Origin of the sequence: Mesorhizobium sp. M0833, assembly GCF_040319905.1 — a bacterium.
Lineage (GTDB): Bacteria > Pseudomonadota > Alphaproteobacteria > Rhizobiales > Rhizobiaceae > Mesorhizobium.
In genome coordinates this window covers 138,198-160,690 of sequence record NZ_JAMYOQ010000014.1, presented here as the reverse complement: position 1 = coordinate 160,690, position 22,493 = coordinate 138,198, and the positions used below count along the sequence as shown (strand labels likewise).

General features: G+C 63.7%; 24 protein-coding genes and 2 pseudogenes. 12 read left to right on the top strand and 14 right to left on the bottom strand.

Annotated elements, in window-relative coordinates; all coding sequences use genetic code 11:
• Window positions 1-595, bottom strand: a pseudogene (locus NKH98_RS18025) (helix-turn-helix domain-containing protein); the annotation flags it as partial.
• A 180-nt stretch (window positions 596-775) separates the two neighbouring features.
• On the opposite strand from NKH98_RS18025, the gene NKH98_RS18020 reads away from it, so the two are divergent.
• Window positions 776-1,576, top strand: a complete 801-nt coding sequence (locus NKH98_RS18020) for an SDR family NAD(P)-dependent oxidoreductase (protein ID WP_352900266.1) — start codon at window positions 776-778, stop codon at window positions 1,574-1,576.
• A gap of 145 nt (window positions 1,577-1,721) precedes the next feature.
• On the opposite strand, the gene NKH98_RS18015 is transcribed toward NKH98_RS18020, so the two are convergent.
• Genes NKH98_RS18015 through NKH98_RS18000 form a run of 4 tightly spaced genes read right to left on the bottom strand, consistent with a single transcriptional unit; the run spans window position 1,722 to window position 4,128 of the window.
• A complete protein-coding gene (locus NKH98_RS18015; RefSeq protein ID WP_254816701.1) occupies window positions 1,722-2,147 on the bottom strand; it encodes a DUF1178 family protein in 426 nt (141 codons plus the stop codon).
• Window positions 2,144-3,010 (bottom strand): carbon-nitrogen hydrolase family protein, encoded by an 867-nt coding sequence (locus tag NKH98_RS18010; protein ID WP_352900263.1) that lies wholly within the window; start codon window positions 3,008-3,010, stop codon window positions 2,144-2,146. Before NKH98_RS18010 ends, NKH98_RS18015 begins: the two co-directional genes overlap by 4 nt.
• 10 nt (window positions 3,011-3,020) lie before the next feature.
• Window positions 3,021-3,290, bottom strand: coding sequence for a glutaredoxin 3 (gene grxC, locus NKH98_RS18005; protein WP_254816699.1), 270 nt, complete (start codon window positions 3,288-3,290; stop codon window positions 3,021-3,023).
• Window positions 3,291-3,327: 37 nt separating this feature from the next.
• Window positions 3,328-4,128 (bottom strand): ComF family protein, encoded by an 801-nt coding sequence (locus NKH98_RS18000; RefSeq protein WP_352900260.1) that lies wholly within the window; start codon window positions 4,126-4,128, stop codon window positions 3,328-3,330.
• Between the two features lie 54 nt (window positions 4,129-4,182).
• Between NKH98_RS18000 and NKH98_RS17995 the strand changes: the two genes are divergently transcribed.
• Window positions 4,183-5,055: a methyltransferase domain-containing protein gene (locus tag NKH98_RS17995; RefSeq protein ID WP_352900258.1), complete on the top strand. Its 873-nt coding sequence runs from the start codon at window positions 4,183-4,185 to the stop codon at window positions 5,053-5,055.
• A gap of 48 nt (window positions 5,056-5,103) precedes the next feature.
• Here the strand turns inward: NKH98_RS17995 and NKH98_RS17990 are convergent, their stop codons facing one another.
• The 5 genes from NKH98_RS17990 to argJ form a co-directional block, all read right to left on the bottom strand.
• Window positions 5,104-5,283, bottom strand: a complete 180-nt coding sequence (locus tag NKH98_RS17990) for a Flp family type IVb pilin (RefSeq protein ID WP_254816696.1) — start codon at window positions 5,281-5,283, stop codon at window positions 5,104-5,106.
• Between the two features lie 126 nt (window positions 5,284-5,409).
• Window positions 5,410-5,715, bottom strand: coding sequence for a hypothetical protein (locus NKH98_RS17985; protein WP_254816695.1), 306 nt, complete (start codon window positions 5,713-5,715; stop codon window positions 5,410-5,412).
• 126 nt (window positions 5,716-5,841) lie between these two features.
• Window positions 5,842-6,264, bottom strand: a complete 423-nt coding sequence (locus NKH98_RS17980) for a (deoxy)nucleoside triphosphate pyrophosphohydrolase (protein ID WP_352491816.1) — start codon at window positions 6,262-6,264, stop codon at window positions 5,842-5,844.
• Window positions 6,261-7,040: a GNAT family N-acetyltransferase gene (locus tag NKH98_RS17975; RefSeq protein WP_352649341.1), complete on the bottom strand. Its 780-nt coding sequence runs from the start codon at window positions 7,038-7,040 to the stop codon at window positions 6,261-6,263. Before NKH98_RS17975 ends, NKH98_RS17980 begins: the two co-directional genes overlap by 4 nt.
• Window positions 7,040-8,281, bottom strand: a complete 1,242-nt coding sequence (argJ, locus tag NKH98_RS17970) for a bifunctional glutamate N-acetyltransferase/amino-acid acetyltransferase ArgJ (protein WP_352900254.1) — start codon at window positions 8,279-8,281, stop codon at window positions 7,040-7,042. Before argJ ends, NKH98_RS17975 begins: the two co-directional genes overlap by 1 nt.
• A 180-nt stretch (window positions 8,282-8,461) precedes the next feature.
• On the opposite strand from argJ, the gene NKH98_RS17965 reads away from it, so the two are divergent.
• Complete coding sequence (locus NKH98_RS17965; RefSeq protein WP_352900252.1) at window positions 8,462-9,688, top strand: caspase family protein; 1,227 nt, start codon at window positions 8,462-8,464, stop codon at window positions 9,686-9,688.
• Between the two features lie 3 nt (window positions 9,689-9,691).
• On the opposite strand, the gene NKH98_RS17960 is transcribed toward NKH98_RS17965, so the two are convergent.
• A complete protein-coding gene (locus NKH98_RS17960) occupies window positions 9,692-9,928 on the bottom strand; it encodes a putative antibiotic biosynthesis monooxygenase (protein WP_352649338.1) in 237 nt (78 codons plus the stop codon).
• Window positions 9,929-10,039: 111 nt separating this feature from the next.
• On the opposite strand from NKH98_RS17960, the gene NKH98_RS17955 reads away from it, so the two are divergent.
• Complete coding sequence (locus tag NKH98_RS17955) at window positions 10,040-10,696, top strand: TetR/AcrR family transcriptional regulator (RefSeq protein ID WP_352900280.1); 657 nt, start codon at window positions 10,040-10,042, stop codon at window positions 10,694-10,696.
• A gap of 43 nt (window positions 10,697-10,739) precedes the next feature.
• On the opposite strand, the gene NKH98_RS17950 is transcribed toward NKH98_RS17955, so the two are convergent.
• Window positions 10,740-11,657: a peptidylprolyl isomerase gene (locus tag NKH98_RS17950; RefSeq protein ID WP_352821252.1), complete on the bottom strand. Its 918-nt coding sequence runs from the start codon at window positions 11,655-11,657 to the stop codon at window positions 10,740-10,742.
• A 252-nt stretch (window positions 11,658-11,909) separates the two neighbouring features.
• On the opposite strand from NKH98_RS17950, the gene secA reads away from it, so the two are divergent.
• Window positions 11,910-14,642, top strand: coding sequence for a preprotein translocase subunit SecA (gene secA, locus NKH98_RS17945; protein ID WP_352900249.1), 2,733 nt, complete (start codon window positions 11,910-11,912; stop codon window positions 14,640-14,642).
• Between the two features lie 339 nt (window positions 14,643-14,981).
• Here secA and NKH98_RS17940 read toward each other — a convergent pair whose 3' ends face one another.
• Window positions 14,982-15,167, bottom strand: a complete 186-nt coding sequence (locus NKH98_RS17940; RefSeq protein WP_031194557.1) for a hypothetical protein — start codon at window positions 15,165-15,167, stop codon at window positions 14,982-14,984.
• Between the two features lie 274 nt (window positions 15,168-15,441).
• Here NKH98_RS17940 and NKH98_RS17935 point away from each other — a divergent pair, with 274 nt between their 5' ends.
• The gene (locus NKH98_RS17935; protein WP_352900247.1) at window positions 15,442-16,842 is read left to right on the top strand and encodes a lipopolysaccharide biosynthesis protein; all 1,401 of its coding nucleotides are present in this window, start codon (window positions 15,442-15,444) and stop codon (window positions 16,840-16,842) included.
• Window positions 16,842-18,122 carry a GNAT family N-acetyltransferase gene (locus tag NKH98_RS17930; RefSeq protein WP_352900245.1) on the top strand — a complete coding sequence of 427 codons (1,281 nt, stop codon included), beginning with the start codon at window positions 16,842-16,844 and terminating at the stop codon, window positions 18,120-18,122. Before NKH98_RS17935 ends, NKH98_RS17930 begins: the two co-directional genes overlap by 1 nt.
• A gap of 10 nt (window positions 18,123-18,132) precedes the next feature.
• Here the strand turns inward: NKH98_RS17930 and NKH98_RS17925 are convergent, their stop codons facing one another.
• Complete coding sequence (locus NKH98_RS17925) at window positions 18,133-18,477, bottom strand: hypothetical protein (protein WP_352900242.1); 345 nt, start codon at window positions 18,475-18,477, stop codon at window positions 18,133-18,135.
• Between the two features lie 393 nt (window positions 18,478-18,870).
• Between NKH98_RS17925 and NKH98_RS17920 the strand changes: the two genes are divergently transcribed.
• The 5 genes and pseudogenes from NKH98_RS17920 (at window position 18,871) to NKH98_RS17900 (ending at window position 22,316) form a co-directional block, all read left to right on the top strand.
• On the top strand, window positions 18,871-19,479 hold the full coding sequence (locus tag NKH98_RS17920; protein ID WP_352476299.1) for a hypothetical protein: 609 nt from the start codon (window positions 18,871-18,873) through the stop codon (window positions 19,477-19,479).
• 355 nt (window positions 19,480-19,834) lie between these two features.
• Window positions 19,835-21,271, top strand: coding sequence for a tyrosine-type recombinase/integrase (locus tag NKH98_RS17915; protein WP_352900240.1), 1,437 nt, complete (start codon window positions 19,835-19,837; stop codon window positions 21,269-21,271).
• On the top strand, window positions 21,268-21,576 hold the full coding sequence (locus NKH98_RS17910) for a helix-turn-helix domain-containing protein (protein ID WP_352900237.1): 309 nt from the start codon (window positions 21,268-21,270) through the stop codon (window positions 21,574-21,576). Before NKH98_RS17915 ends, NKH98_RS17910 begins: the two co-directional genes overlap by 4 nt.
• A 63-nt stretch (window positions 21,577-21,639) precedes the next feature.
• Window positions 21,640-21,954, top strand: a pseudogene (locus NKH98_RS17905) (type II toxin-antitoxin system RelE/ParE family toxin); the annotation flags it as partial.
• 5 nt (window positions 21,955-21,959) lie between these two features.
• Window positions 21,960-22,316, top strand: coding sequence for an XRE family transcriptional regulator (locus NKH98_RS17900; RefSeq protein WP_352900234.1), 357 nt, complete (start codon window positions 21,960-21,962; stop codon window positions 22,314-22,316).
• Window positions 22,317-22,493 lie beyond the last annotated feature (177 nt).

Genomic DNA, 22,493 nt, shown 5'->3' with positions numbered 1-22,493 from the left:
CGGGGGGCCCCCCCCCCCCCCCGCCCCCCCCCCCCCCCCGCCCCGGGGGGGGTTCCCCCCCCGCCGGCGGCGCGGGCGCCGCCGGCCCGGGGCCGCCGGGCGCAGGACCGGTCCGCAAGCGGCGGATGGCGATGCCGGCGACAGCCAGCTCGTGGGCGGCCCGCGATGCCGGCGGCAGCGGCGAGGGATCGAAGCCGTCCAGCCTGCGCTCGGCTTCGTCGAGATGGCCGATCAGCAGCAAGCGCCGGACTTCGAGGTTGCGCGCATGTGCGGCATTGACGCGGTCGCCATGCCTTTCAAGCGTCGCCCGCGCGGCGTCGAGTGTCTTGGCCGGCCAGGCGAGGTCGCGCGAGACGAGCGCGATCTCGGCCTCGGCGACGACACACCTCGCGCGGGCCACGGCCTCCCTCGGGCTGAATGCGTGTGCCGCCCTTTTTAGAAGAACCTTCGCCCGAACCAAGTCGCCAAGCTGCGCCATTGCGATACCGCGCAACGCCAGTGCCGGCGCATCGTCGCGCAGCGCAACCCGCTTCAAGGCGCCGAGCGGATCGCCCGCCGCAAGCGCATGCGCCGCGGCCGTGATCAGCGAGTCCATCGGAATCCCGTCACACTTGTCACTCCCATGGCTTCGACATCCGGCGCTAAGTCCATCTCACCAACCAGTCGTATCGACAACGGCGACTGTAGCCAACCTGAGTTGCGGCGCGCCAACCTTGAGTCGCGGCTAGATTGTGCACTGAGCTCGAACGCAACGATAAGCACTAGGAGAGACGCAGTGAAGATCGAAGGTACAGCCATCCTGGTGACTGGAGCCAATCGGGGCATCGGTCGGGCACTGGTCGAGGAAGCCCTGAGCAGAGGCGTAAAGCGCGTCTATGCCGCAACCCGCCAATCCATGGCCCACCCGGACCGGCGTGTGACGTCCCTGACCATGGATGTGACCCACGTTGCGCAGATCCGGGAGGCCGTCGAGAAGATCGATGCTCTCGATATCCTCATCAACAACGCCGGCGTATCGCCCTTCGATGACCTCAGCGACCGTCGTGTGCTCGAACAACAGCTCGCCGTAAACCTCTTCGGATCGTATGACGTTACCCAGGCTCTGCTGCCGTTGCTGGCCCGGTCGCGGGGAGCCATCGTCAACATTCTGTCGCTGGCCTCGATTGCCGCCGTGCCGTTCAGTCCGGCTTATTCGATCTCGAAGGCGGCCTCATTCTCCCTGTCGCAGTCGTTACGCACCCTTTTGGCCGGACAGGGTGTCAGTGTCCACAGGGTCCTTCCTGGCCCCGTGGACACGGACATGACCCGGGGCCTGGACATAGCGAAGGCCTCTCCGGAGTCTGTTGCGCGGGCAATCCTGGACGGCGTGGAGAATGGCGAGGAGGAGATCTTCCCCGATCCCATGTCGGAATCCGTGGCGGAGGGCTGGCGCAGCAGCGCGGTCAAGGCGCTTGAACGCCAGTTTGCAGCCTATGCGGAAGCAAGCCCGGCAAGTGAAGCAAGCCCGTCAGGCAGTGGGCATGAAGGAAAGAGCGAAACGATTACCCGCGAGGCCCATCCGTGCTGCTCGGCCTGAAACTGCGAACGGTTGTGAAAAGGGGCGGCAGCATCGCCGCCCTCGACGCCACCGATCGGCCGTTGCTGGCAACGGCGCCGACCTTCACGATCATGGCTCTAGCTGGCGGAGCTATGCCTCGCTATGTCTGGAGCAAGTTGACCGATCAGTTGCGGTCGTCGGGGAAACTTGGAATAGGCAAGAATTCGACGCCATCCTCGGCGAGGCTCTTGGCCTCCTCCAGCGTCGCCTCGCCATAAATGCCGCGCGGATCGCTCTCGCCAAAATGGATCTTGCGCGCTTCCTCGGCAAATTTGTCGCCAACATAATCGGCGTTCTCGCGCACCTTCTCGGCAAGCGCCTTGAGCTGCGCCAGCGCCTGCTTTTGCGCCTCGCCCATGGCCAGCGCGATCTTCTCCTGGCTGCGCCCGGTCGAGACGGCCGGCGCCATCAGCGCCTTCTCGACCTTGTGCGAGCCGCAGGCCGGGCAATCGATGAAACCGCGCCTCTTCTGTGTGTCGAAATCGTCGTTGCTGCGGAACCAGGCCTCGAATTCGTGCTCGTGTTCGCAGATCAGGGAAAAGCGGATCAAGAGGCGGCACCCCTGAGCGGCATTGCCTCCGCCGAACCGGCGTTTACGGCAAAATCGCGTGCGTTTTTGAGATTCGGTATCTTCTTGCGCGCGGCGACTGACTGCACCGGGTCGATCTCGGCGACAATCACCGCCGGCTCGTCATGCGCCGCCTCGGCGACGATGCGGCCCCAGGGATCGACGATCAGCGAATGGCCATAGGTTTCGCGGCCGTCCTCGTGCACGCCGCCTTGCGCCGCGGCAACCACATAGGCGCCGTTCTCGATGGCGCGCGCCCTGAGCAGCACATGCCAATGCGCTTCACCGGTCTGGCGGGTGAAGGCGGCGGGCACCGAAAGCAGATCGGCGCCGGCCAGCGCCTCGGCACGGAACAGCTGCGGAAAGCGTAGATCGTAGCAGACGGCAAAGCCGAGCTTCACGCCATTGATTTCGGCGACGACGGCCTCGGTGCCAGGCTCATAGGCGGCGGATTCGCGCCAGCTCTCGCCATTGTCGAGATCGACATCGAACATGTGGATCTTGTCGTAGGTGGCAATCGTGGCACCGTCCGGCCCGAACAGAAGGGCGCGGTTGGCAAGCTTGCCGTCGGCGCGCAGAATGGCGGTCGAGCCGATATGCAGGAAGATGCCGAGCTCCTTGGCCAGCCTCCGCGACGTCGAGACGACGATGTCCTTGTCTTCGGAGGTGAAGGAAGCGGCCCGCGCTTGGCTGTCGCGGATCAGCGCGCCGGTCATTTCCGGCGTCTGGACATAGGACGCGCCAAGACCTGCCGCCTCGCGGACCAGCCGTTCCAGATCGACCGCATTGCGCTCCGAACTGGTTCCCGAACGCATCTGGATCGCCGCGGCCTTGAAAGCACCCATCGTCATGTCCTTACCTGGTCGAGCCGTTGGCGAGCAATCCGTCCAGCCGTCCTTCCGCCTCCAATTCGTGGAGATCGTCAGAGCCGCCGACATGCGTGTCGCCGATGAATATCTGCGGAAAGGTGGAACGGCCATGGGCCCGGGAAATCATTTCCTGGCGCAGTTCCGGCGAGAAGGAGGCGTCGTGCTCGGTATAGGCGACGCCCTTCCTGTCGAGCAGCCGTTTGGCCGCGGTGCAATAGCCGCACATCATCCGCGTGTAGATCGTCACATCGACCATCGGTCAGCAATCCTGCCTCGTTCTGCTGTCATATAGGCTATATAGGCGCCGATTCGTCGGCCCGAAAGTCCCCCGGCAGCACGCGCGCGAAGGTCAGTACGTCGACCGCGCCGGCACCGCCCTTCTTCAATGCCCTGGCGACCGCGCGGACGGTGGCGCCGGTGGTGTAGACATCATCGATCAACAGCACCCGGCGGCCGGCGATTTCGATCTCCGCCTCATCCGGCACTTTGAATGCGGCGCGAACATTTTCCTCGCGTTCCCGCCGCTCCAGCCCGACTTGCTGGCGCGTGAGTTTGACGCGCTTGATGGCTGATGGCGCGAAAGGCCGCTCCCCGAGCTGCGCCACCGCCCGCGCCAGTTCCGCGGACTGGTTGAACTGCCGTCGGAAGAAACGCCGCCAGTGCAGCGGCACCGGCACGACCACGTCGGCCTCGGCGATGAGTTCAGCACCGGCGCGAAGCATCCAGCGCGCCATCCACGGCGCCAGATCGGTGCGGTCCTGGTATTTCAGCCCTTGCACCATCTGGCGGGCAACGCCGGAATAGGCAACCGCCGCCCGCGCGCGTTCGAACGGCGGCGGGTCGGCTATCGCCTCCGCCGACAGGAAACCCTCACCCATACTGTGGGTGAACGGCGTGCCCATCACCGGGCACCACGGCCGTTCCAGCAGCCTGAGTTTCGGCCAGCAGGCGCCGCACAACACGCCGGGCTGCGAGACATGGCGGCCGCAGCCGGCGCAGACCGGCGGGAACAAGAGGCGCGCCGGCCAGCCCAATGCCTTGCGGGCAATGCTCTTGATCGCAATACGCTTGATCTCTGGCATGGGATCGGCCACGTGGTTGGTCCTCCGCATCACTATATCAGAGAGCGAAGCACAAGGACCTGCCCATTGCAGCCTGTAATCGACACCTCGCTCTGGCTGGCGCGCAAGCGCCGGGCACTGGCCCGTCCCATCGCCGGCGCGGATTTCCTCATGCGGCGGGCGGCCGAGGATCTGGCCGACCGGCTCGGCGCCGTCGAACGCAGGTTCGGCAAGGCGGCCTCATTGTTTTGCCAGACGCCGGCAGCAGCAGAAGTGCTCGCTGAAAGCGGCAAGGTGTCGGAAAACGTGCGCGTCGAGGCCGACGCCGCTTTCCTGGGTGGCCAGCCAGGACTGTTGGCGCCGTTGGAAACCGTGCCATTCGAACCGGAAAGCCTCGACCTCGCAGTCTCGCTGCTGTCGCTGCAGGCGATGAACGACATTCCCGGCATGCTGGTGCAGATCCGCCGGGCGCTGAAGCCGGACGGGCTTTTCCTCGGTGCCTTCGCCGGCACAGGCACGCTTTCCGAGCTGCGCGAAAGCCTGCTTGCCGCCGAGACCGAGCTCTATGGCGGCGCCAGCCCGCGTGTGATCCCATTCACCGACGTCCGCGACGCCGGCGCGCTGCTGCAGCGCGCCGGCCTGGCACTGCCGGTGGCGGACGTCGAGACGATCACGGTGCGCTACGATTCGGTATTTGGCCTGGTCGCAGACCTGCGCGCCATGGGCGAGACCAGCGCGCTAGTCGACCGCAGCAGGCGGCCGGGCACGCGAGCGCTGTTCGCGCGCGCCGCCGAAATCTATGCGGAGCGGTTTTCGGATGCGGATGGCCGCGTCAGGGCCAGTTTCTCGGTGGTCTGGATGTCAGGCTGGGCGCCCGATGCCTCTCAGCAAAAGCCGCTGAAGCCGGGCTCCGCAAAAATATCGCTGAAGACAATCCTGGAAAACCCCGGCGGCCCCTGAGCGTATCCTTGCGCAAAAACTAAGCGTTTCCCATCAAGGCTAAGCGGGTCACTGCGCAAAAGCGTTGGCAAGCCTGCTGCTGTTGTCGCTGAACAGCCACTGAATCGCATCGGCAGCCCGGCCGACACCAGCGACAATGGCAAGCGACAGCACGGCAACGATCAAACCATATTCGACAACCGTCGCGCCCCTCTCGTCTTCTAAAAATCGTTGCAGCAAGATTTTCATGGGCGCCCATCCCTCTTGCCCGAACCTAGCGCCGACCCGTTAAGAAAGGTTAACGCGACAGGCTTAACGCGCGGTGAACCAGCCGCATTCTAGGAAACAGCCGAATCGTAGAGATCTGTTGAGGAGTCAGCAGTCGCCGCTGCTTCTGCCATCGGCCCGTATAACGCAGACCGAACTGGGCAGCGGCTGCAGCACGCTCTTGCGTAGCGTATAGCTATCGCGCTGGCCGATCGAGCCGGTGCTCATCGTATCAAGCCCGTCGCGGGCAAACTGCGAGCGGGTCCGGCTGTCGAGGTAGGGCGTCGCGATCAAGGCCAGAGCCACCGCGGCCGAGCCGAACAAGAGGGCGATGCGCAATATTCCCATGCCGGCATTGGCGGCGCCAGGAAGGCGGTCGGCCCAAGGCGAGTCCCAGTCCTTGTCGAGGCTCATGCACATCGCTCCCAGCGGTGGAATCGGCGTAACCGCTTTGCGTCAATTTTTCACGGCCAGATAAATCTTTCATTAATGCTGCCGATATCGCGTTGAGGAGCTGCCCGGTTTACGGCAGGTCGGCCGTTAGAGCAGATCGATGAGGAACTGGATCAGCGGGGCATCGGCCGGCGGCATTGGAAAATCGCGCATCTGGCGCGGCCGTACCCATTTCAGCACCTGACCTTCCTTCGGCTGGGCAATGCCGCGGAAGCGACGGCAGACGAACAGCGGCATCAGCAGGTGAAAATCATCGTAGGAATGGCTGGCGAAGGTGAGCGGCGCCAGGCAAGGGATATCGGTCTCGATGCCGATCTCCTCGTACAATTCGCGGATCAGGCATTGTTCCGGCGTCTCGCCGGGCTCGACCTTGCCGCCCGGAAACTCCCACAGGCCGGCGAGTTGCTTGCCTTCGGGCCGCTGCGCCAACAGCACGCGCCCGTCGGCATCGACCAGCGCGCAGGCGGCGACCAGGAGCAGGCGTTTGCCGACCGTATCCAAGCCGCTCATGCGCCTTGTGGCCGGCGATAGTGATAGCGATAGACTTCGTCGAATCCGAGCGAGCGGTAAAGCGCCAGCGCCGGCGCGTTGTCCGCCTCGACCTGCAGCCAGGCTTCCCGCGCGCCGCGCAGCCGCGCCCATTTCAATGCCGAACGGATGAGGTGGCGGCCATGGCCCTGGTTGCGCACCGACCTGTCGGTGGCGATCTCGAACAGGCCGGCAAGGTCGCCGTCATGCACGCAGATCAACGTTGCCAGCGGTTCGCTGCCGGCCTCCAGCGCAAACAGCCCGGCCTCCGGTTGGATGGCGCCGATGATCTCCGACAGGCCCGGCCGCAGCGACACATCAGAACCGCTCACCTTGAGCGCCGCGCCGATGAAACGGCTGATGTCCCTCAACGGAATCTGGTCCATGGCATCGTCGAGCGCGGCGTCGGCCAGCGGCAGCCGCATGACCAGCGACTCCGCGAATGTGCTCCAGCCTTCGCTGTCGAGGTACTTTGAAAGATCAGGCCCCGACAGCGGTGAGATGCGAAAGGTCAGCGGCCTGCCATAAGCGTCGAAGCGGCGGCTGGCGCGACCGATGCGCTCGGCAATGTGCTGGATGTCGCCCGGATCGAGCGGATTGACCGAGTTCAGCCGCTTGGCCGGGTGGCCGGCCGTCAGCCGAACCACCCAGGTGCCGTCATAATGGACGGCGGCCGCCGGCCAGGCGCGAAAGCCGGCCGCCTCATAGCGGCGCACGATCGCCAACACGCTTGCGGGATGTCTGGAAGCCAACGCCATCAGCTCCGATAATCGCCGTTTATGGCGACATATTCCTTGGTGAGATCGCAGGTCCACACCGTCGCCTTGCCGCGGCCGATGCCGATATCGGCGCGGATGCGGATCTCGTCGCGCTTCATATACGCCGAAGTCGCCGCCTCGGAATAGGCGGCGTCGCGCTCGCCCTGATAGGCCAGGCGGTTGTCGCCGAACCAGATCGACAGAAGGTCGCGGTCGGCCGGCTCCCCGGCCTTGCCGACGGCCATGACGACGCGGCCCCAATTGGCGTCCTCGCCGGCGACTGCCGTCTTGACCAGCGGCGAATTGGCGATCGACAGCGCGATGCGCTTGGCCGAGCGAGCCGATTTGGCCCCGGTGACGGTGACCTCGACCTGCTTGCGGGCGCCCTCGCCGTCGCGCACCACCTGCAGTGCCAGCGATTTCAGCACCTTGCCTAGGGCACGGCGGAAGGCGCCGAGGCGCGCATCCTTAGGGTCGGAAATTGCCGGCGCGCCGCGCCTGGCGGCAGCACCCGTGGCGAACATCAGCAGCGTATCGCTGGTCGAGGTGTCACTGTCGACGGTAACCGCGTTGAAGGTCTTGGCCGTGCCGCGCGACAAGAGATCCTGCAGCACGGGTGCTGCGATCGGCGCGTCGGTGGCGACGAAGGAAAGCATCGTCGCCATATCGGGCGCGATCATGCCGGCGCCCTTGGCGATACCGTTGATGGTGACGTCCGTATCGCCGAGCTTGACCGTCACGGTCGCCAGTTTGGGATAGGTGTCGGTGGTCATGATCGCCTTGGCGGCTTCGGTCCACAATTCCGGCTTGCCGTCCTTGACCAGCCCGGCCAGCAGATGGCTGAACTTGCCGGCGTCGAGCGGTTCGCCGATCACGCCGGTCGAGGCCAGGAACACCTCGCCCGCTGTGCAGCCGGCCGCCTTCGCCGCCACCTCGCCCGTGAGTGCCGTCGAGGCGCGGCCCTTCTGGCCGGTGAAGGCATTGGCATTGCCGGAATTGACCACCAGCACGCGTGCCTTGCCAGCCACGAGGTTCTGCCGGCAGAAATCGACCGGCGCCGAGGGGCATTTCGACCTGGTGAACACCCCGGCGACGGTGGTGCCGGCGTCGAACACCATGGCCAGCAAGTCGGTGCGGTCCTTGTATTTTATGCCGGCCTCGGCGGTGGCGATGCGCACGCCCTCGATCACCGGCATCTTGGGATATTTCTTCGGCGCGAGCGGCGAAACCTGTGCGGACATGGAAGACCTCGGGCGGGAAAAATCGCGAAAGGAACGCCGGTTTGCCCGATAGCACGCGCCGGCGCAAGGCGTTTTCACAGCCGTTATGGCTACCGGAAGCCTGACACCTGCCGCGGCCGCAAGCAGGCTGTTGCAAATTTGTTGGTGTCGCTGCGACCGATAGCGCTATGATCCTGCCCCATGGGCAGGCTTGTGGTCTTGGCACTGGCGTTTCTGGGCTTTCTGCTGCTGCACGCCGATGCGCAGACGGCGCGGCGCGTGGCGCTTGTGGTCGGCAACGGCAGCTACGCCGAAGCCGGCACGCTGGCCAATCCGGTCAACGATGCGCTCGACATCGCCGACAAGCTGCGCGCCATCGGTTTCGAGGTGATCGAAGGCAACGATCTCGGCAAGCGCGAGCTCGAGCGCAAGATCGGCGAATTCTCAGATGCGCTGCAAGGTGCCGGTGCCGGGCTGTTCTACTATGCCGGCCACGGCCTGCAGGTCGACGGGCGCAACTTCATCGTGCCGGTCGACGCCCGGCTGGACATGCCGGTCAAGCTGCAACTCGAGGCGGTGCCGATCGACGAGGTTCTCGACATCATGGAGCAGCAGGCCAAGGTCAGCCTGGTCTTCCTCGATGCCTGCCGCAACAACCCGTTTGCCCGAAGTCTCAGCCGCGGCGCCACGACGCGCTCGGCGACGGCTCTCGCCGGCCTTGCCCAATTCGAGTCGACACGCGGCTCCTTCATCGCCTTCTCGACGGCGCCCGGCGCCGTGGCAATGGACGGGACGGGGCGCAACTCGCCCTTTGCCGCGGCGCTTTTGCGGCACATGGCGGAGCCCGGACAGAGCATCAGCGACATGATGATCGCGGTGCGCCGCGACGTCGTTTCCGCAACGCGCGAGGCGCAGCGTCCCTGGGAGCAGGGGTCGCTGCTCGAGCGTTTCGAATTCGTTCCGGGCGGAGACACTGCCCAGCAACCGAAACCGGCCGTCAGCCCGGCTCCCGCGTCGCAGGTGGCTGCGCTCGGACGCTCCGTCGGCGACGAGGGTGCCATCGAAAAATTCTTGCGCGAAAACTATCTGGCGCCTGATGCCAGGAGCATGCGCGAAACCGTCAAGCGGCTCTACGGTTCTTCGGCCACCATCTACGGCACGCGTTACGACAGCGAGGCCATCGTCAAGGTCAAGACCGACTGGTTCGCGCAATGGGCGTCGTGGTCGTTCGGTCTCGAGCCCGGCAGCCTCGAGGTGACGCCGCACGGTAAGGATCGTGCCGACGTGGTTTTCGCCATGAACTACGACTATGTGCCAAAAAACAAATCGGCGCAGCGCCTGACCGGCAAGGCGCGGGTGACGCTGGAACTCGTTCTGGCCGACGGCGAATGGCGCGTTGCATCGGAAACGTCGCAAGCGCTGGAATGACCGTCACCGGACGGTCGGGTTGAGGAAGCCACGAAACATCCGCTGCACACCCGGAATCAGCCCCCAGATCATGATCGAGACCATCACCGGCGCGATGACCAGCGTGCGCTGCCAGATCTGCCATCCCTGCGTCAGCGGAAAAACCACGTACAAGATGGCAGTGATCAGCGGATAGACGCCGAGCAGTTCCAGCAGGGCGAAGCGCAGGCGCGAAAAAAGGATCACGACGGCCGAAGTCATTGCTGTCCCTCCTTATCGTTACGGAACGTTTCGTTACATATAAAACGGATCGTTCCGTTTCGTCAAGAGTTGTATATGATGACTGCTGAAATCGCGGGTAAGGAAGAAGAGATGGGCGAAATCACCGATCCCGGGCGCAAGTCAGCCGGCGCACGGCGCAGCCCCGAAAGCGCCGATGCCATTCTCGATGCCGCCGAGGCGGTGCTGGTCGAGGCCGGTTATTCCGGCTTCTCGATCGAGGCGGTGGCGCGCCGCGCGCGTGCCGGAAAACCGACGATTTATCGCTGGTGGCCAAGCAAGGCCGCCTTGCTGCTCGACGTTTACCAGCGGCAAAAGCGCGTCGACAATCCCGATACCGGGAACCTTGCGGAGGATCTCGCCGGCTTCCTGAAGAGCTTGTTCGCGCACTGGCGCGACACATCATCGGGCAGCGTGTTCAGATCGCTGATCGCCGAGGCGCAGTCGGACGAAAAAGCCGCCGCCGCCCTTGCCGAATACGCGAGAGGGCGTCGCATCCACACCGGCCAGATGGTCGAACGCGCCAAAGCAAGGGGAGAGGTGGCAGCCGGTGTCGACGCCACTGTCGTCGCCGACCTGATTGCCTCGTTTGCCTGGGCGCACCTTCTGACAGACCGCCTGGACGAGGACGAGGCGATCTTACGCAGGGCGGTCGGCTATATCTTGAAAGGCATCGTCGCTGAGGATGCCGGCGACGCCACGGCGGTCCGGCGGCGGCGTCGACGCATCCTCGCTCGCCCTACCAAATAGAAGCGACAGGGCGGCAGCGCGCCCTGTCGTAGCCCAATCTGGCTTATTTGGCGCTTTCCAACGCGTCGACCGTCTTCTTCAGGTTCGCATCCGGGATGTCGACCTTGGCGTTGGCACGCAGCGACTTGACCAGCGCGAAATACTTGTCGCGGATGACCGCCTGGCGCGCCTGGTCCTTGACCTGGTCGAACGCCGGCGGCTGCTTGGTGCGCTTGTCCTCAACCTTGATGACATGCCAGCCGAACTGCGACTGCACCGGCTGCTCGGTGTATTTGCCGACCGCCAGCGCAAACGCCGCCTTGTCGAACTCCGGCACCATCTGGCCAGGTCCGAACCAGCCGAGATCGCCGCCGCTGGTCTTGCCGCTCGGATCGCTGGTGTGCTCGTTGGCGAGTTTCTGGAAGTCGGCGCCGCCGTCGAGCTGCTTGATGATGGCGTCGGCCTCTTCCTTCGTCTTCACGAGGATGTGACGGGCGTGCACCTCGTTGGTGGGCGGCGTGTTGGCGATTTCCTGGTCGTAGCGGGCGCGGACCTCGGCATCGGTAACCTTGTCGATGACGCCCTTCTCGACCATTTCGCCATGCAGCGCGCGCTGCTGCAGGAACGCCATGCGGCGCTGGAAGTCGGGATCCTTGTCGAGGCCGGTAGTCACTGCCTGAGCCGCCATGACGCGGATTTCGATCGCCGCCGACAGTGCCGCGGCGCGGCGCTGCTCGGGCGGAAGCTGCGCGAACTGCTGCGACAGCTCGCCCTCGGCAAGCCCAAGGTCTGCCTCGGTCAGCGTCTGGCCGTTGATGGTGGCGACCACGGCGTTCGGATCGACCGGCTTGGCCGCCGGGGCGGGTGCTGCCGGCTGGGCAGGGGCGGCTTCCTGTGCCATCAGCGGCGACAGCGAGAGGGCCGACAGGCCGAATGCCAGACCAAGGCTGGCGAGCGACGCACGGCGGAACAATACAGACATTACGATTATCTCCAAAGCGGGGTAGCTAGAGCGGAATGGCTTCCAGACCAGCAGGATTGTGGCGGAATTTGGCGCGGTCGACAGGGCGAGCGCGGCGTTGACATCGAATGAGCCCCCTCTTATCTGTCCAACGACTTTGCGTCCAGAACCGTTTTCCGGGCGCTTTTTGCGTTTGTCCGCGTTCACGTGGATTTGATGGGGCCAGCCGGCGCCCGTCGCAACGACTTGGAATGCTATCGAAAGGGCCATTGGATGGTCAGTCTCGGCGGTCTCGCCCGTAAGGTTTTCGGCTCCTCCAACGATCGTCGGGTCAAATCGACCCGGCCCCGCGTCGAGGCGATCAATGCCATGGAAAACGAGATGCGGGCGCTCTCCGACGCCGAGCTTCAGGCCCGAACCGACAAATTCCGCCAGGACATCGCCAACGGCGCCAGCCTCGACGACCTCCTGGTGCCGGCCTTCGCTACCGTGCGTGAGGCCGCCCGCCGCGTGCTCGGCATGCGCCCGTTCGACGTGCAGCTGATCGGCGGCATGGTGCTGCACAATGGCGGTATTGCCGAGATGCGGACCGGTGAAGGCAAGACGCTGGTGGCGACGCTGCCGGTCTATCTCAACGCGCTCGCCGGCAATGGCGTCCATGTCGTCACCGTCAACGATTATCTGGCGACGCGCGACTCCGAATGGATGGGCCGCGTCTACAAATTCCTCGGCCTTAAGGTCGGCGTCATCGTCCATGGCCTGTCCGACGAGGAGCGCCGCGTCGCCTACGCCGCCGACGTCACCTACGCCACAAACAACGAGCTCGGCTTCGACTATCTGCGCGACAACATGAAATACGAGCGCGCCCAGATGGTGCAGCGCGGCCATAGCTACGCCATCGTCGACGAGGTCGATTCCATCCTGGTCGATGAAGCCCGCACGCCGCTAATCATTTCCGGTCCGCTCGAGGACCGTTCGGAAATGTACAACACCATCGATACCTTCATCGTCCAGCTGCAGCCGCAGGACTACGAGATCGACGAGAAGCAGAAGACCTCGATCTTCACCGAGGAAGGCACCGAGAAGCTGGAGAACATGCTGCGCGATGCCGGCCTGCTCAAGGGCGAGTCGCTCTATGACGTCGAGAACGTGGCCATCGTCCACCACGTCAACAACGCGCTGAAGGCGCACCGGCTGTTCCAGAAGGACAAGGACTATATTGTCCGCAACGGCGAGATCGTCATCATCGACGAGTTCACCGGCCGCATGATGCCCGGCCGCCGCTATTCGGAAGGCCTGCACCAGGCGCTCGAAGCCAAGGAGCATGTGGCGATCCAGCCGGAGAACCAGACGCTCGCCTCGGTCACCTTCCAGAACTATTTCCGCCTCTACAAGAAGCTCGCCGGCATGACCGGCACGGCGCTGACCGAGGCCGAGGAATTCGCCAACATCTACAATCTCGACGTCACCGAGATCCCGACCAACCTGCCGGTCATCCGCATTGACGAAGACGACGAGGTCTACCGGACGGTCGAGGAGAAATACAAGGCGATCGTCAAGGAGATCAAGGAAGCCCGCGCCAAGGGCCAGCCGACCCTGGTCGGCACGACTTCCATCGAGAAATCCGAGCAACTGGCCGAGCGCCTGCGCAAGGAAGGTTTCAAGGATTTCGAGGTGCTGAACGCCCGCCATCACGAGCGCGAGGCGGCGATCGTCGCCCAGGCCGGCAAACCCGGCGCCATCACCATCGCGACCAACATGGCCGGCCGCGGCACCGACATCCAGCTCGGCGGCAATGCCGACATGCGCATCGCCGAGGAGCTTGGCGACATGCCGGCCGGCCCCGAGCGCGAGGCCCGGGAAAAGCAAATCCGCGACGACATCGCCCGGCTGAAGGAAAAGGCGCTTGCCGCCGGCGGCCTCTACGTGCTGGCCACCGAACGCCATGAATCGCGCCGCATCGACAACCAGTTGCGCGGCCGCTCAGGCCGTCAGGGCGATCCCGGGCGGTCAAAGTTCTTCCTGTCGCTGCAGGACGATCTGATGCGCATCTTCGGTTCCGAGCGCATGGACGGCATGCTGCAGAAGCTCGGCCTCAAGGAAGACGAGGCGATCATCCATCCCTGGATCAACAAGGCGCTGGAAAAGGCGCAAAAGAAGGTCGAGGCGCGCAACTTCGACATCCGCAAGAACCTGTTGAAATATGACGACGTCTCCAACGACCAGCGCAAGGTGGTGTTCGAGCAGCGCCTCGAATTGATGGACGGCGAAGGCCTGTCCGAGACGATCACCGAGATGCGCGAAGGCGTCATCGAGGAGATCGTTGCCAAGAACATTCCCGAAAACGCCTATGCCGAGCAGTGGAACGTCGCCGGGCTCAAGGCCGAGATCGCCGAATTCCTCAACCTCGACCTGCCGGTAGAAGACTGGGTCAAGGAAGAAGGCATTGCCGAGGACGACATCCGCGAGCGCATCAGCCAGGCCGCCGATGCCGCCGCCAAGGAGCGCGCCGAGCGCTTCGGCCCCGACGTGATGACCTATGTCGAGCGCTCCGTGGTGCTGCAGACGCTCGACCATCTGTGGCGCGAGCACATCGTCAATCTCGACCATCTGCGCTCGGTCGTCGGCTTCCGCGGCTACGCCCAGCGCGATCCGCTGCAGGAGTACAAGAGCGAGGCGTTCGAGCTGTTCCAGGCGATGCTGGGCAATCTGCGCCAGGCGGTAACGGCGCAGCTGATGCGCGTCGAGCTGGTCCGCCAGGCGGCGGAAGCGCCACCGCCAGAGGCGCCCGACATGTTCGGCAGCCACATCGACGGCTCGACCGGCGAGGACGATTTCGAAGGCGGCGAGACGGCCGTCCTGGTCCGCCAGGAGACCAACGCCATCGTCGCCCCCGAAAACCGCGACCCGAAGAACCCGGCGACCTGGGGCAAGATCGGCCGCAACGAAGCCTGCCCCTGTGGGTCAGGCAAAAAGTACAAGCATTGCCACGGGGCGTTTGCGTAAGGCACTGCCTTTCTTCGCCCCATTCACGGGGAGAAGGTGCCCGAAGGGCGGATGAGGGCAGCGGAGGCGTTGGCAATTAGCCAATCTCGCCACCTGAGGGGGAGATGGCCGGCAGGCCAGAGGGGGCGCTCAGCCTTTTTGGCGATCTTAGGGCGACGCTCTGGCGTCATATTCTCGGCCCGCTTCGTGCCGCCTTTCGCGCCCAGCGCTTTCGCGGCAGGTCTTTACCGTCGTCAACCACGTCATCGGATTCCTCGCCTGTAGCAATACGCATGACGCGGACGGCATTGCCGATCACGTCGGCAGGACGCTTCTGGCCTTTAGGTCCGGTTGGCATTCCTAGTTCTCGGCATGGCTAAAGACGACAGCGCCGTTGTCCTTACGAACTTCAACGGACACGATTCCATCGTCACCCTTTCGGGTTTGAAACATGGAGGTTGCATGATCTTTCGCGGTCTTCTCGTCGTCGAAGATCACCTTGTCGACGATGCCCTGCCTTCCATACCAGATGACAGTGTAGACCATTGTTGCTGCCGTGCGTTCCGCTAAGCATATAGGCGTTTTCGCATATGGGGCAAACGGGATAGGCGTTTCCGCGGATTTCAAACTGAGACACTCCCGAGCAGGTTGAAGGGTTGCGCGAATGATGAATATGAAGCAGCCCGCGCCGCCCTCATCCGCCTGCCGGCACCTTCTCCCCGTATAGCGACAGGGCGAAGGAAAGCCCACCCAACCGTTTCTTAATGTGTCTCCGCTACACCAAGCCCCTGTAAATTGGCGGGAAAACGGAGAGTATTGGGTGCGCTTTTCCGCGGCGACGACAGCCGGGCGGTTCCTGCCGCAGCGCCTTGCGCTGCGCATAAGGCCGCTGCTCGGCCTGATCGATGCCGTGCTGTTCGCCGCCGGCGAGCGCGGGGAGGCCGGCCGCATGTCGCTGATCGCCTTTTCGGTCCGCATCGTCAGCGCCGTCATCGCCTTCGTCAGCCAGGTGCTGATGGCGCGCTGGATGGGCTCGTTCGAGTACGGCATTTTCGTCCTCGTCTGGGTGACGATGGTCATCGTCGGCAATCTCGCCTGCCTCGGCTTCCACACCTCTGTCATCCGCTTCATTCCCGAATATCGTGAGCGCGGCATGATGGCCGAACTGCGCGGCATCGTGCGGGCCAGCCGGCTGTTCGTGCTGATTGCCTCCACAGTGATCGCCGGCCTCGGCGCGCTCGCCGTCTGGCTGCTGTCGCCCTTCATCGAAGACTATTACGTCGTGCCGTTCATCCTCGGCATCATCTGCCTGCCGATGATCGCCATGTCCGACCTTCTGCAAGGGCTGGCGCGGGCCAATTCCTGGGCGCTGTTTGCGCTGTCGCCGACCTTTCTGGTGCGGCCGCTGCTGATCCTGGCGTTCATGGCGCTGATGCTGCTGGCGGGCTACGCGGCCGACGCCAGGACGGCGATCTTCGCCGCGATCGCCGCCACCTATGGCACCACGCTCGGTCAGCTCATCGGCGTGACGTCGCGCATGGACAGAAGGATCCCGGCCGGGCCGATGAAATTGCATTTCGGCCAATGGTTCATCGTCTCGCTGCCGATCTTCCTGGTCGAGAGCTTTTTCTTCCTGCTCACCAATGCCGACGTGCTGATGGTCGGCGCCTACCTCGATCCCAACGACGTCGCCGTCTATTTCGCCACGGTCAAGACGCTGGCGCTGGTGCATTTCGTCTATTTCGCGGTCAAGGCCGGCGTCGCCCAGCGCTATGCCCAGTTCACCCATGGCGAGCCGCAAAAGCTCGCTGCCTTTGCCCGCGAGACGGTGTCGTGGACCTTCTGGCCGTCGCTGGCTATGGCGCTGCTGGTGCTGGCACTGGGCGAGCCAATGCTGACCTTGTTCGGCCCCGAATTTTCCGCCGGCTATCCGCTGCTGTTCCTGCTGGTGTTCGGCGTCGTGGCGCGGGCCGCCGTCGGCCCTTGCGAAAGCCTGCTCACCATGAGCGGCAACCAGAACATCTGCGCCGCGGTCTACGCCCTGACGCTGGCCTTCAACATCGCGCTGACCGTCGTGCTGATCCCGCTCTTCGGCCTGTGGGGCGCGGCGATGGCCACCGTCTTCGCCATGATCTTCGAGGCCGGCGCGCTGTCCTTCACGGTCTGGCGCAAGCTCGGCATCGTCATGGTCATTTTCGTATCAGCCAAAGGAGCCGCCTGATGGCTGCCGTCCCCCTGCTCGAGGAAACCAGCGGCGGCCCGGCCGGCGCCATGGTGTCCGGCCTTGCCGGGCTCGCCCGCGAGGCCGATCCCGCCCATATCGAGATCCTCGCCAACCACCGGCCCGAGCGCAAGCTCGCCATCTATCCAGCCTCCGCCGGCTTCGACCTGGTCGAGGAGCTCGACTATCTCTGCACCCGCACAATCGAGCCCAACGTCTTCTTCAACCCGCGCTTCCTGGCGCCGGCCATGCCGAGGCTGGAGGACCGCGAAGTGCGGCTGGCCGTCATCCGCGACGGCGACCAGTTTCGCAACCGGCTGCGCCTGCTGGTGCCGTTCTCGGTCGAGCGGCCGGCGGTGCCGCTCGGGATTCCAGTCATGCGCACCTGGTCGAGCCCGTTCGGCCCGATCGGCACGCCGCTGGTCGACCGCGACGATCCGATCGGTGTCATCGAGGATTTCTTCTCGATGCTGTCGCGGCCGCATCTCAAGCTGCCGAAAGTCTTCGTGCTGCCCGACATAAGGCTGGACGGCCCGGTGGCCAGCCTGCTCGCCAGCGTCGCCGAAACGCGCGGCCTGACGCTGGTCACCACCGGCAAGGCCGACCGCCCGGTGCTCGAAAGCGCGCTCGACGGCGAGGAATATCTGAAAGCTTCGCTGCGCGCCCACCATTATCGCGAGTTCCGCCGCCTGAAGCGCCGCCTCGCCGGCCTCGGCCGGCTGGAGCATGTGGTGGCGCGCGGGCCGGACGAGATCCGCCATGCCATCGAGAATTTCCTGACATTGGAGGCCGCTGGCTGGAAAGGCCGCGAGCGCACCGCCATGGCCATCGACCGCTACCGCGCCGCCTTCGCCCGCGAGGCGGTGCACCGGCTGGCCGAGCAGGATCTCTGCCGTATCCACTCGCTGACGCTCGACGGCCGCACCATCGCCTGCCTGGTCGTCTTCGTCGAGGCCGGCGTCGGCTACACCTGGAAGACCGCCTATGACGAGACGCTCGCTGCCTATTCGCCAGGCACGCTGCTGATGATCGAGGTGACCAGGCAGCATCTCGACGACCCCAACATCATGATGACCGATTCCTGCGCCGTGCCCGACCATCCGGTGATGAGCCGGCTGTGGACGGAGCGCAAGCCGATGGGCACGCTGGTGATCGGGCTGACGCCGGATGCCGACCGCCCTGCCCGCCAGGCGGCCTCGCAGCTTCACCTCTACCGGGAGACCCGCAACATGGCCCGCCTGCTGCGCAACCGGATGAAGAGCTTGCTGCGGCGGCGGTAGGAGCGATCGCCTAGAACGCGTCTGCCGGCGCGAAAAAGCAGTTTTCGTGTTCTTCGGTCGGATGAAGGCAGATGTGAAAGTTGTCGTCGCCGGACGGAATTACGCTATCGTAGGGGACAAAATATCGGTTCTGATGAGTGACCTTCTGGTGGTCGCCTGGCCGCAAAACGATCACATAGCCGTCGGGCCGCGGTGTGACGGTTATGCTGGGAATCTTGCCGCACTCTCCTGTCAGCCGATCGCCGTAGCAGCAGGCCGGTGGATAGGTCCAACCGCCATCGGAACTATGCGCAAATGCCGAAACACTCCCAAGTGCTGCAGCCGTGGCGATCACGCCTGCCAAGCTGGCGTCCATCCATCGTTTTCCGACCGCATGCACCCGGGCTCCAACCGCCAGTGACATTTGCGGCAATCATACATCATTAGCGTGCACTAATATAGCGAAGCGGGCGTTTCCGGATATCCATTCGAGGCATAGGCAATGCTGCTTCCGGGCTGCGGCCAAATCAATGTCCAGCAAACTAACGCCGAGGCCCAACCTGTTCCGGTTTCTGTCCGTCTGGGTTCTTCCCGCGCCATGCGCTGGGCCGGCTTGGGCCTAGGTCGTCAGGGTTAATTCTCCCAATCACCGGAAGGGACTAGCATCAACGCAGTCCCAACAGGGATGAGGCGATCAATTTCGGCCGCGCGTCCAGCATCATTGCCGCCTCGGTCCTGCACGGCCAGAAGAAAAAACTGGGAGGAATGCATGACGAAACCAACTCACCTCAGGCATCTCGGTATCCTCACATTGGCAGGTCTCGTTGGCGCGTGTCTGAGCGCCGCCGCGCCTCGGGCCGCCGAACCCGACAAGGCCGAGATAGATGCCCTGCGCAAATCGCTGTCCAGATATGAAGACTACAAGGTTGCCGTTCGCGAACTTTATCTGTCGACGGTCGGATGCGTCTTCTACAGCGGCGAAAAGGTGGAAGGGGCGATGGACTACCCGAAAGGCGCAATGGGCATCCATTTCGTCAATGTCACGACTGTCGGCCCGACCGCAGATCCGACGCGCCCCAATGTGCTGATCTATGAGCCGGTCGGTAACGAGTTGCGCCTGGTCGGCGTGGAATGGCTCGTGCCCTTGACGCCGGACACCAAGGAGCCGCCGAAACTTTTCGGCCAGACATTCATGGGGCCTATGGAGGGGCATTATCCGCTCATCCCGAAGGAGTTCCACCACTACGACCTTCACGCCTGGCTGTTCAAGGAGAACCCGCTCGGAATGTTCAGTCCGACGAACCCGGACGTGAAATGCGACAATTATGCGTTTCCGATGCCGGAGCAGCCGACCAAGATGGTGCCGGGGCCGATGTAAGCGACCTCGTTACCGCTGAGGCTGTCGGAGGGGCCGGCCGCGGCCTCAATAGCGGTTATCCCAGGAGGAGGGCTCCTGGGATAACGCCAGCCGAGCTCGCGGTTTCTCAGGTGGGTGGTGCCCCTAGCCGGGATCGAACCAGCACTCCTTGCGGAACTCGATTTTGAGCCCGCCAATTTCGTCTAACGTCATCTCCGCCGTTTGCAAGTAAAAACGCGAAAACCTACTACGATGCAATGACTTAGCTTGCATCCTTGGGCCTTCGACCTTTTCTCTAGCACGCGGCAGTAGCCGGGAGCAGTGGGCCTGAGTGCCCCTATTCTGCTCCTAGTTTTTGACGCTCGGAGACGACTAGATGGCCAAAATCAAACTGACAAAATCCGCGGTTGATGCCGCCGCCCCGCAGGACCGCGATTACGAACTCCGCGATACGACGGTACCCGGCTTCCTCCTCAAAGTCACGCCCACCGGGCGCAAGATCTTCATGCTGCAATACCAGACCAATGCCGGCGTCCGCCGCAAGCCCTCGATCGGGAAGTTCGGTGAGTTGACGGTCGAGCAAGCTCGGAAGATCGCCCAGGACTGGCTTGCAGAGGTCCGGCAGGGCAAGGACCCGAGCACCGAGAAGTCCGCAGCGCGGGCAGCTCCGACAATGAAGGAGCTCTGCAATCAATTCATCGAGGACTACTCCAAGCTCCACAACAAACCCCGCACCGTCGAAGGCAATGAGCTCAACATCAAGAACCACATTGTGCCGCGGCTCGGCACCTTGAAGGCTCACGAAGTCACGCGAGCCGATGTATCCGCGATGATGACAGCGATGGCGGACCGACCGATCATCGCCAACCGGACGCTCGCCTGCCTCCGGAAGATGTTCAACCTCGCGGAGGTGTGGGGTTATCGTCCGGATGGGTCCAATCCCTGCCGGCACGTCCAGAAGTATGCCGAGAAGGGATCCACACGGTTCATCACCGACGCAGAGATGCGGAAAATCTATGCCTACCTCGATCGCGCGGAACGCGAGGGCCTGGAGCATCCCTTCATCATATTGGCCATCAGGCTTCAGTTCGAGTTCGCGGGTCGCATGTCCGAGGTGCTTTCCCTTGAGTGGGACTGGATCGATCTCGATCAGCGCAAGGTGACCTGGCCCGACAGCAAGACCGGCGGGATGATCAAGCCGCTCAGCGGTGAAGCCCACAGCTTGTTGGCCGCCGCGCCTCGATTTGAGGATTCGCCGTTCGTCTGCCCCTCGATCTTCAACCCGTCGAAGCCGATGACTGACAATACCTATCACAAAGGATGGCGCCGCATACTTGAGCGAGCCGGAGTGCCGCATGTCGGCACCCACGGCATCCGGCATCGTGCCGCGACCGACATCGCCAATTCCGGTGTGCCGGTGAAGGTCGGCATGGCGCTCACCGCGCATAAAACGGTCGCGATGTTCATGCGCTACATCCACACCGAAGACAATCCGGTTCGACTGGCAGCGGACGCAGTCGCCGCGCGGCGGCGTCTTGTCGTGAATCCCGCTGCCGCTATAGCTGAACAGGCGCCGCACGCCGAAGAGCCGCCCCGGGCGGAAACGCCGTCGCAGGTTGAAGAGATCGCTATCCCCGCCGCTCCGCCAGCGGCACAGCCGGCTACGGCTGCACAAGCAGCCGGTTTCGAGGACGGGAAATACACATCCCGCACCAAGGCAGGCAATTACCGCCCCTTCCGTCACCGTAGTGGAAACAATCGCGCCGTGCCGCCTGGGACGCAACGCGCTCAAGGAGAGGAGGCACAGGCATGAACTCCTCAAAGCAAAATCGCAGGCGTGGACAGTGGCCATCTGCGGACCTTCTCACGCGAGCGACCTTCGTCAACGACGCGGGTCCGATCCGCTTCGTCGATACCGATGCGGCCGCTAAGTACCTCGCGCTCGATCCCCACACGCTGGAGTGCTACCGGTCTCGCGATACCGGACCGGCATTTTACAAGTTCGGGCGCTATGTTCGTTATGCCGTGGCTGATCTCGACGCATGGGTGGAGCATTGCCGACGGTCAACGTCGGCGTCTCCTGTCGCGCCGCGCATCCTTCCCATTGACCCAACATAGCTTTGAGGCTATATGTGATGGGAAGTCAGACTACACGCCGCTTTCGAAGATGAGCTTCTCGGCTACGCTCCACAAGTGCGTATCGCGTTGACAGCCACCGCCAAGCTGCTCGCCCGATACGGTCCGCAGCTTGGCCGGCCGTACGTCGATACGCTCAACGGATCGAAACACGCCAAAATGAAGGAGCTCCGGTTCGTTGCGGCAGATGGTGAATGGCGCGCAGCCTTCGCCTTCGATCCTGAACGCAGAGCGATCCTGCTGGTGGCGGGCGACAAATCGGGCGGCAGCCAGAAGCGCTTCTATCGGCAGCTTATCGCAAAGGCGGATCTCCGGTTTTCCCAGCATCTGGAAAACCTGAAAACCGCAAAGAAGGGATGACTGAGATGGGCAGAAAACTTGAGGACGTTATCGCCTCCCTCCCTGCGGAAGAGCAGGCTGCAATCGAGAAGCGCTATCAAGAGCTGAGACAGGAGGTCGAGGGGCTTCGGGAGCTTCGCAAGATCGCCGGCAAAGCCCAGGCCGACATAGCGTCGGCCCTTAACATCAAGCAGCCCTCAGTCTCCAAGATCGAGAAGCAAGCCGATATGTATCTCTCCACATTACGCAGCTATGTCGAGGCTGTCGGCGGAGAATTGGAGCTTGTCGTCAAGCTGCCGAGCCGTCGCGCCTTTCGCCTACAACATCTTGGCGATGTTGGCGCTACGCCGGAGGATGCTCCTCGGAGTCGGCGAAAGGCCTGACCGAGAGGCGCTAATGATATGACAGGGCGTGCCGATGCTGACATTCGACAATCGCTGGCGGTTCCTCGCGGCAGACCGCGGCCAACGCCACACGTCTCGAAAATTACCGTCACACAGTGTGCGCTGGCGAAAGATAACGAAAATGACTTGCCGGATTCCAGGGCGTCAATCCGATAT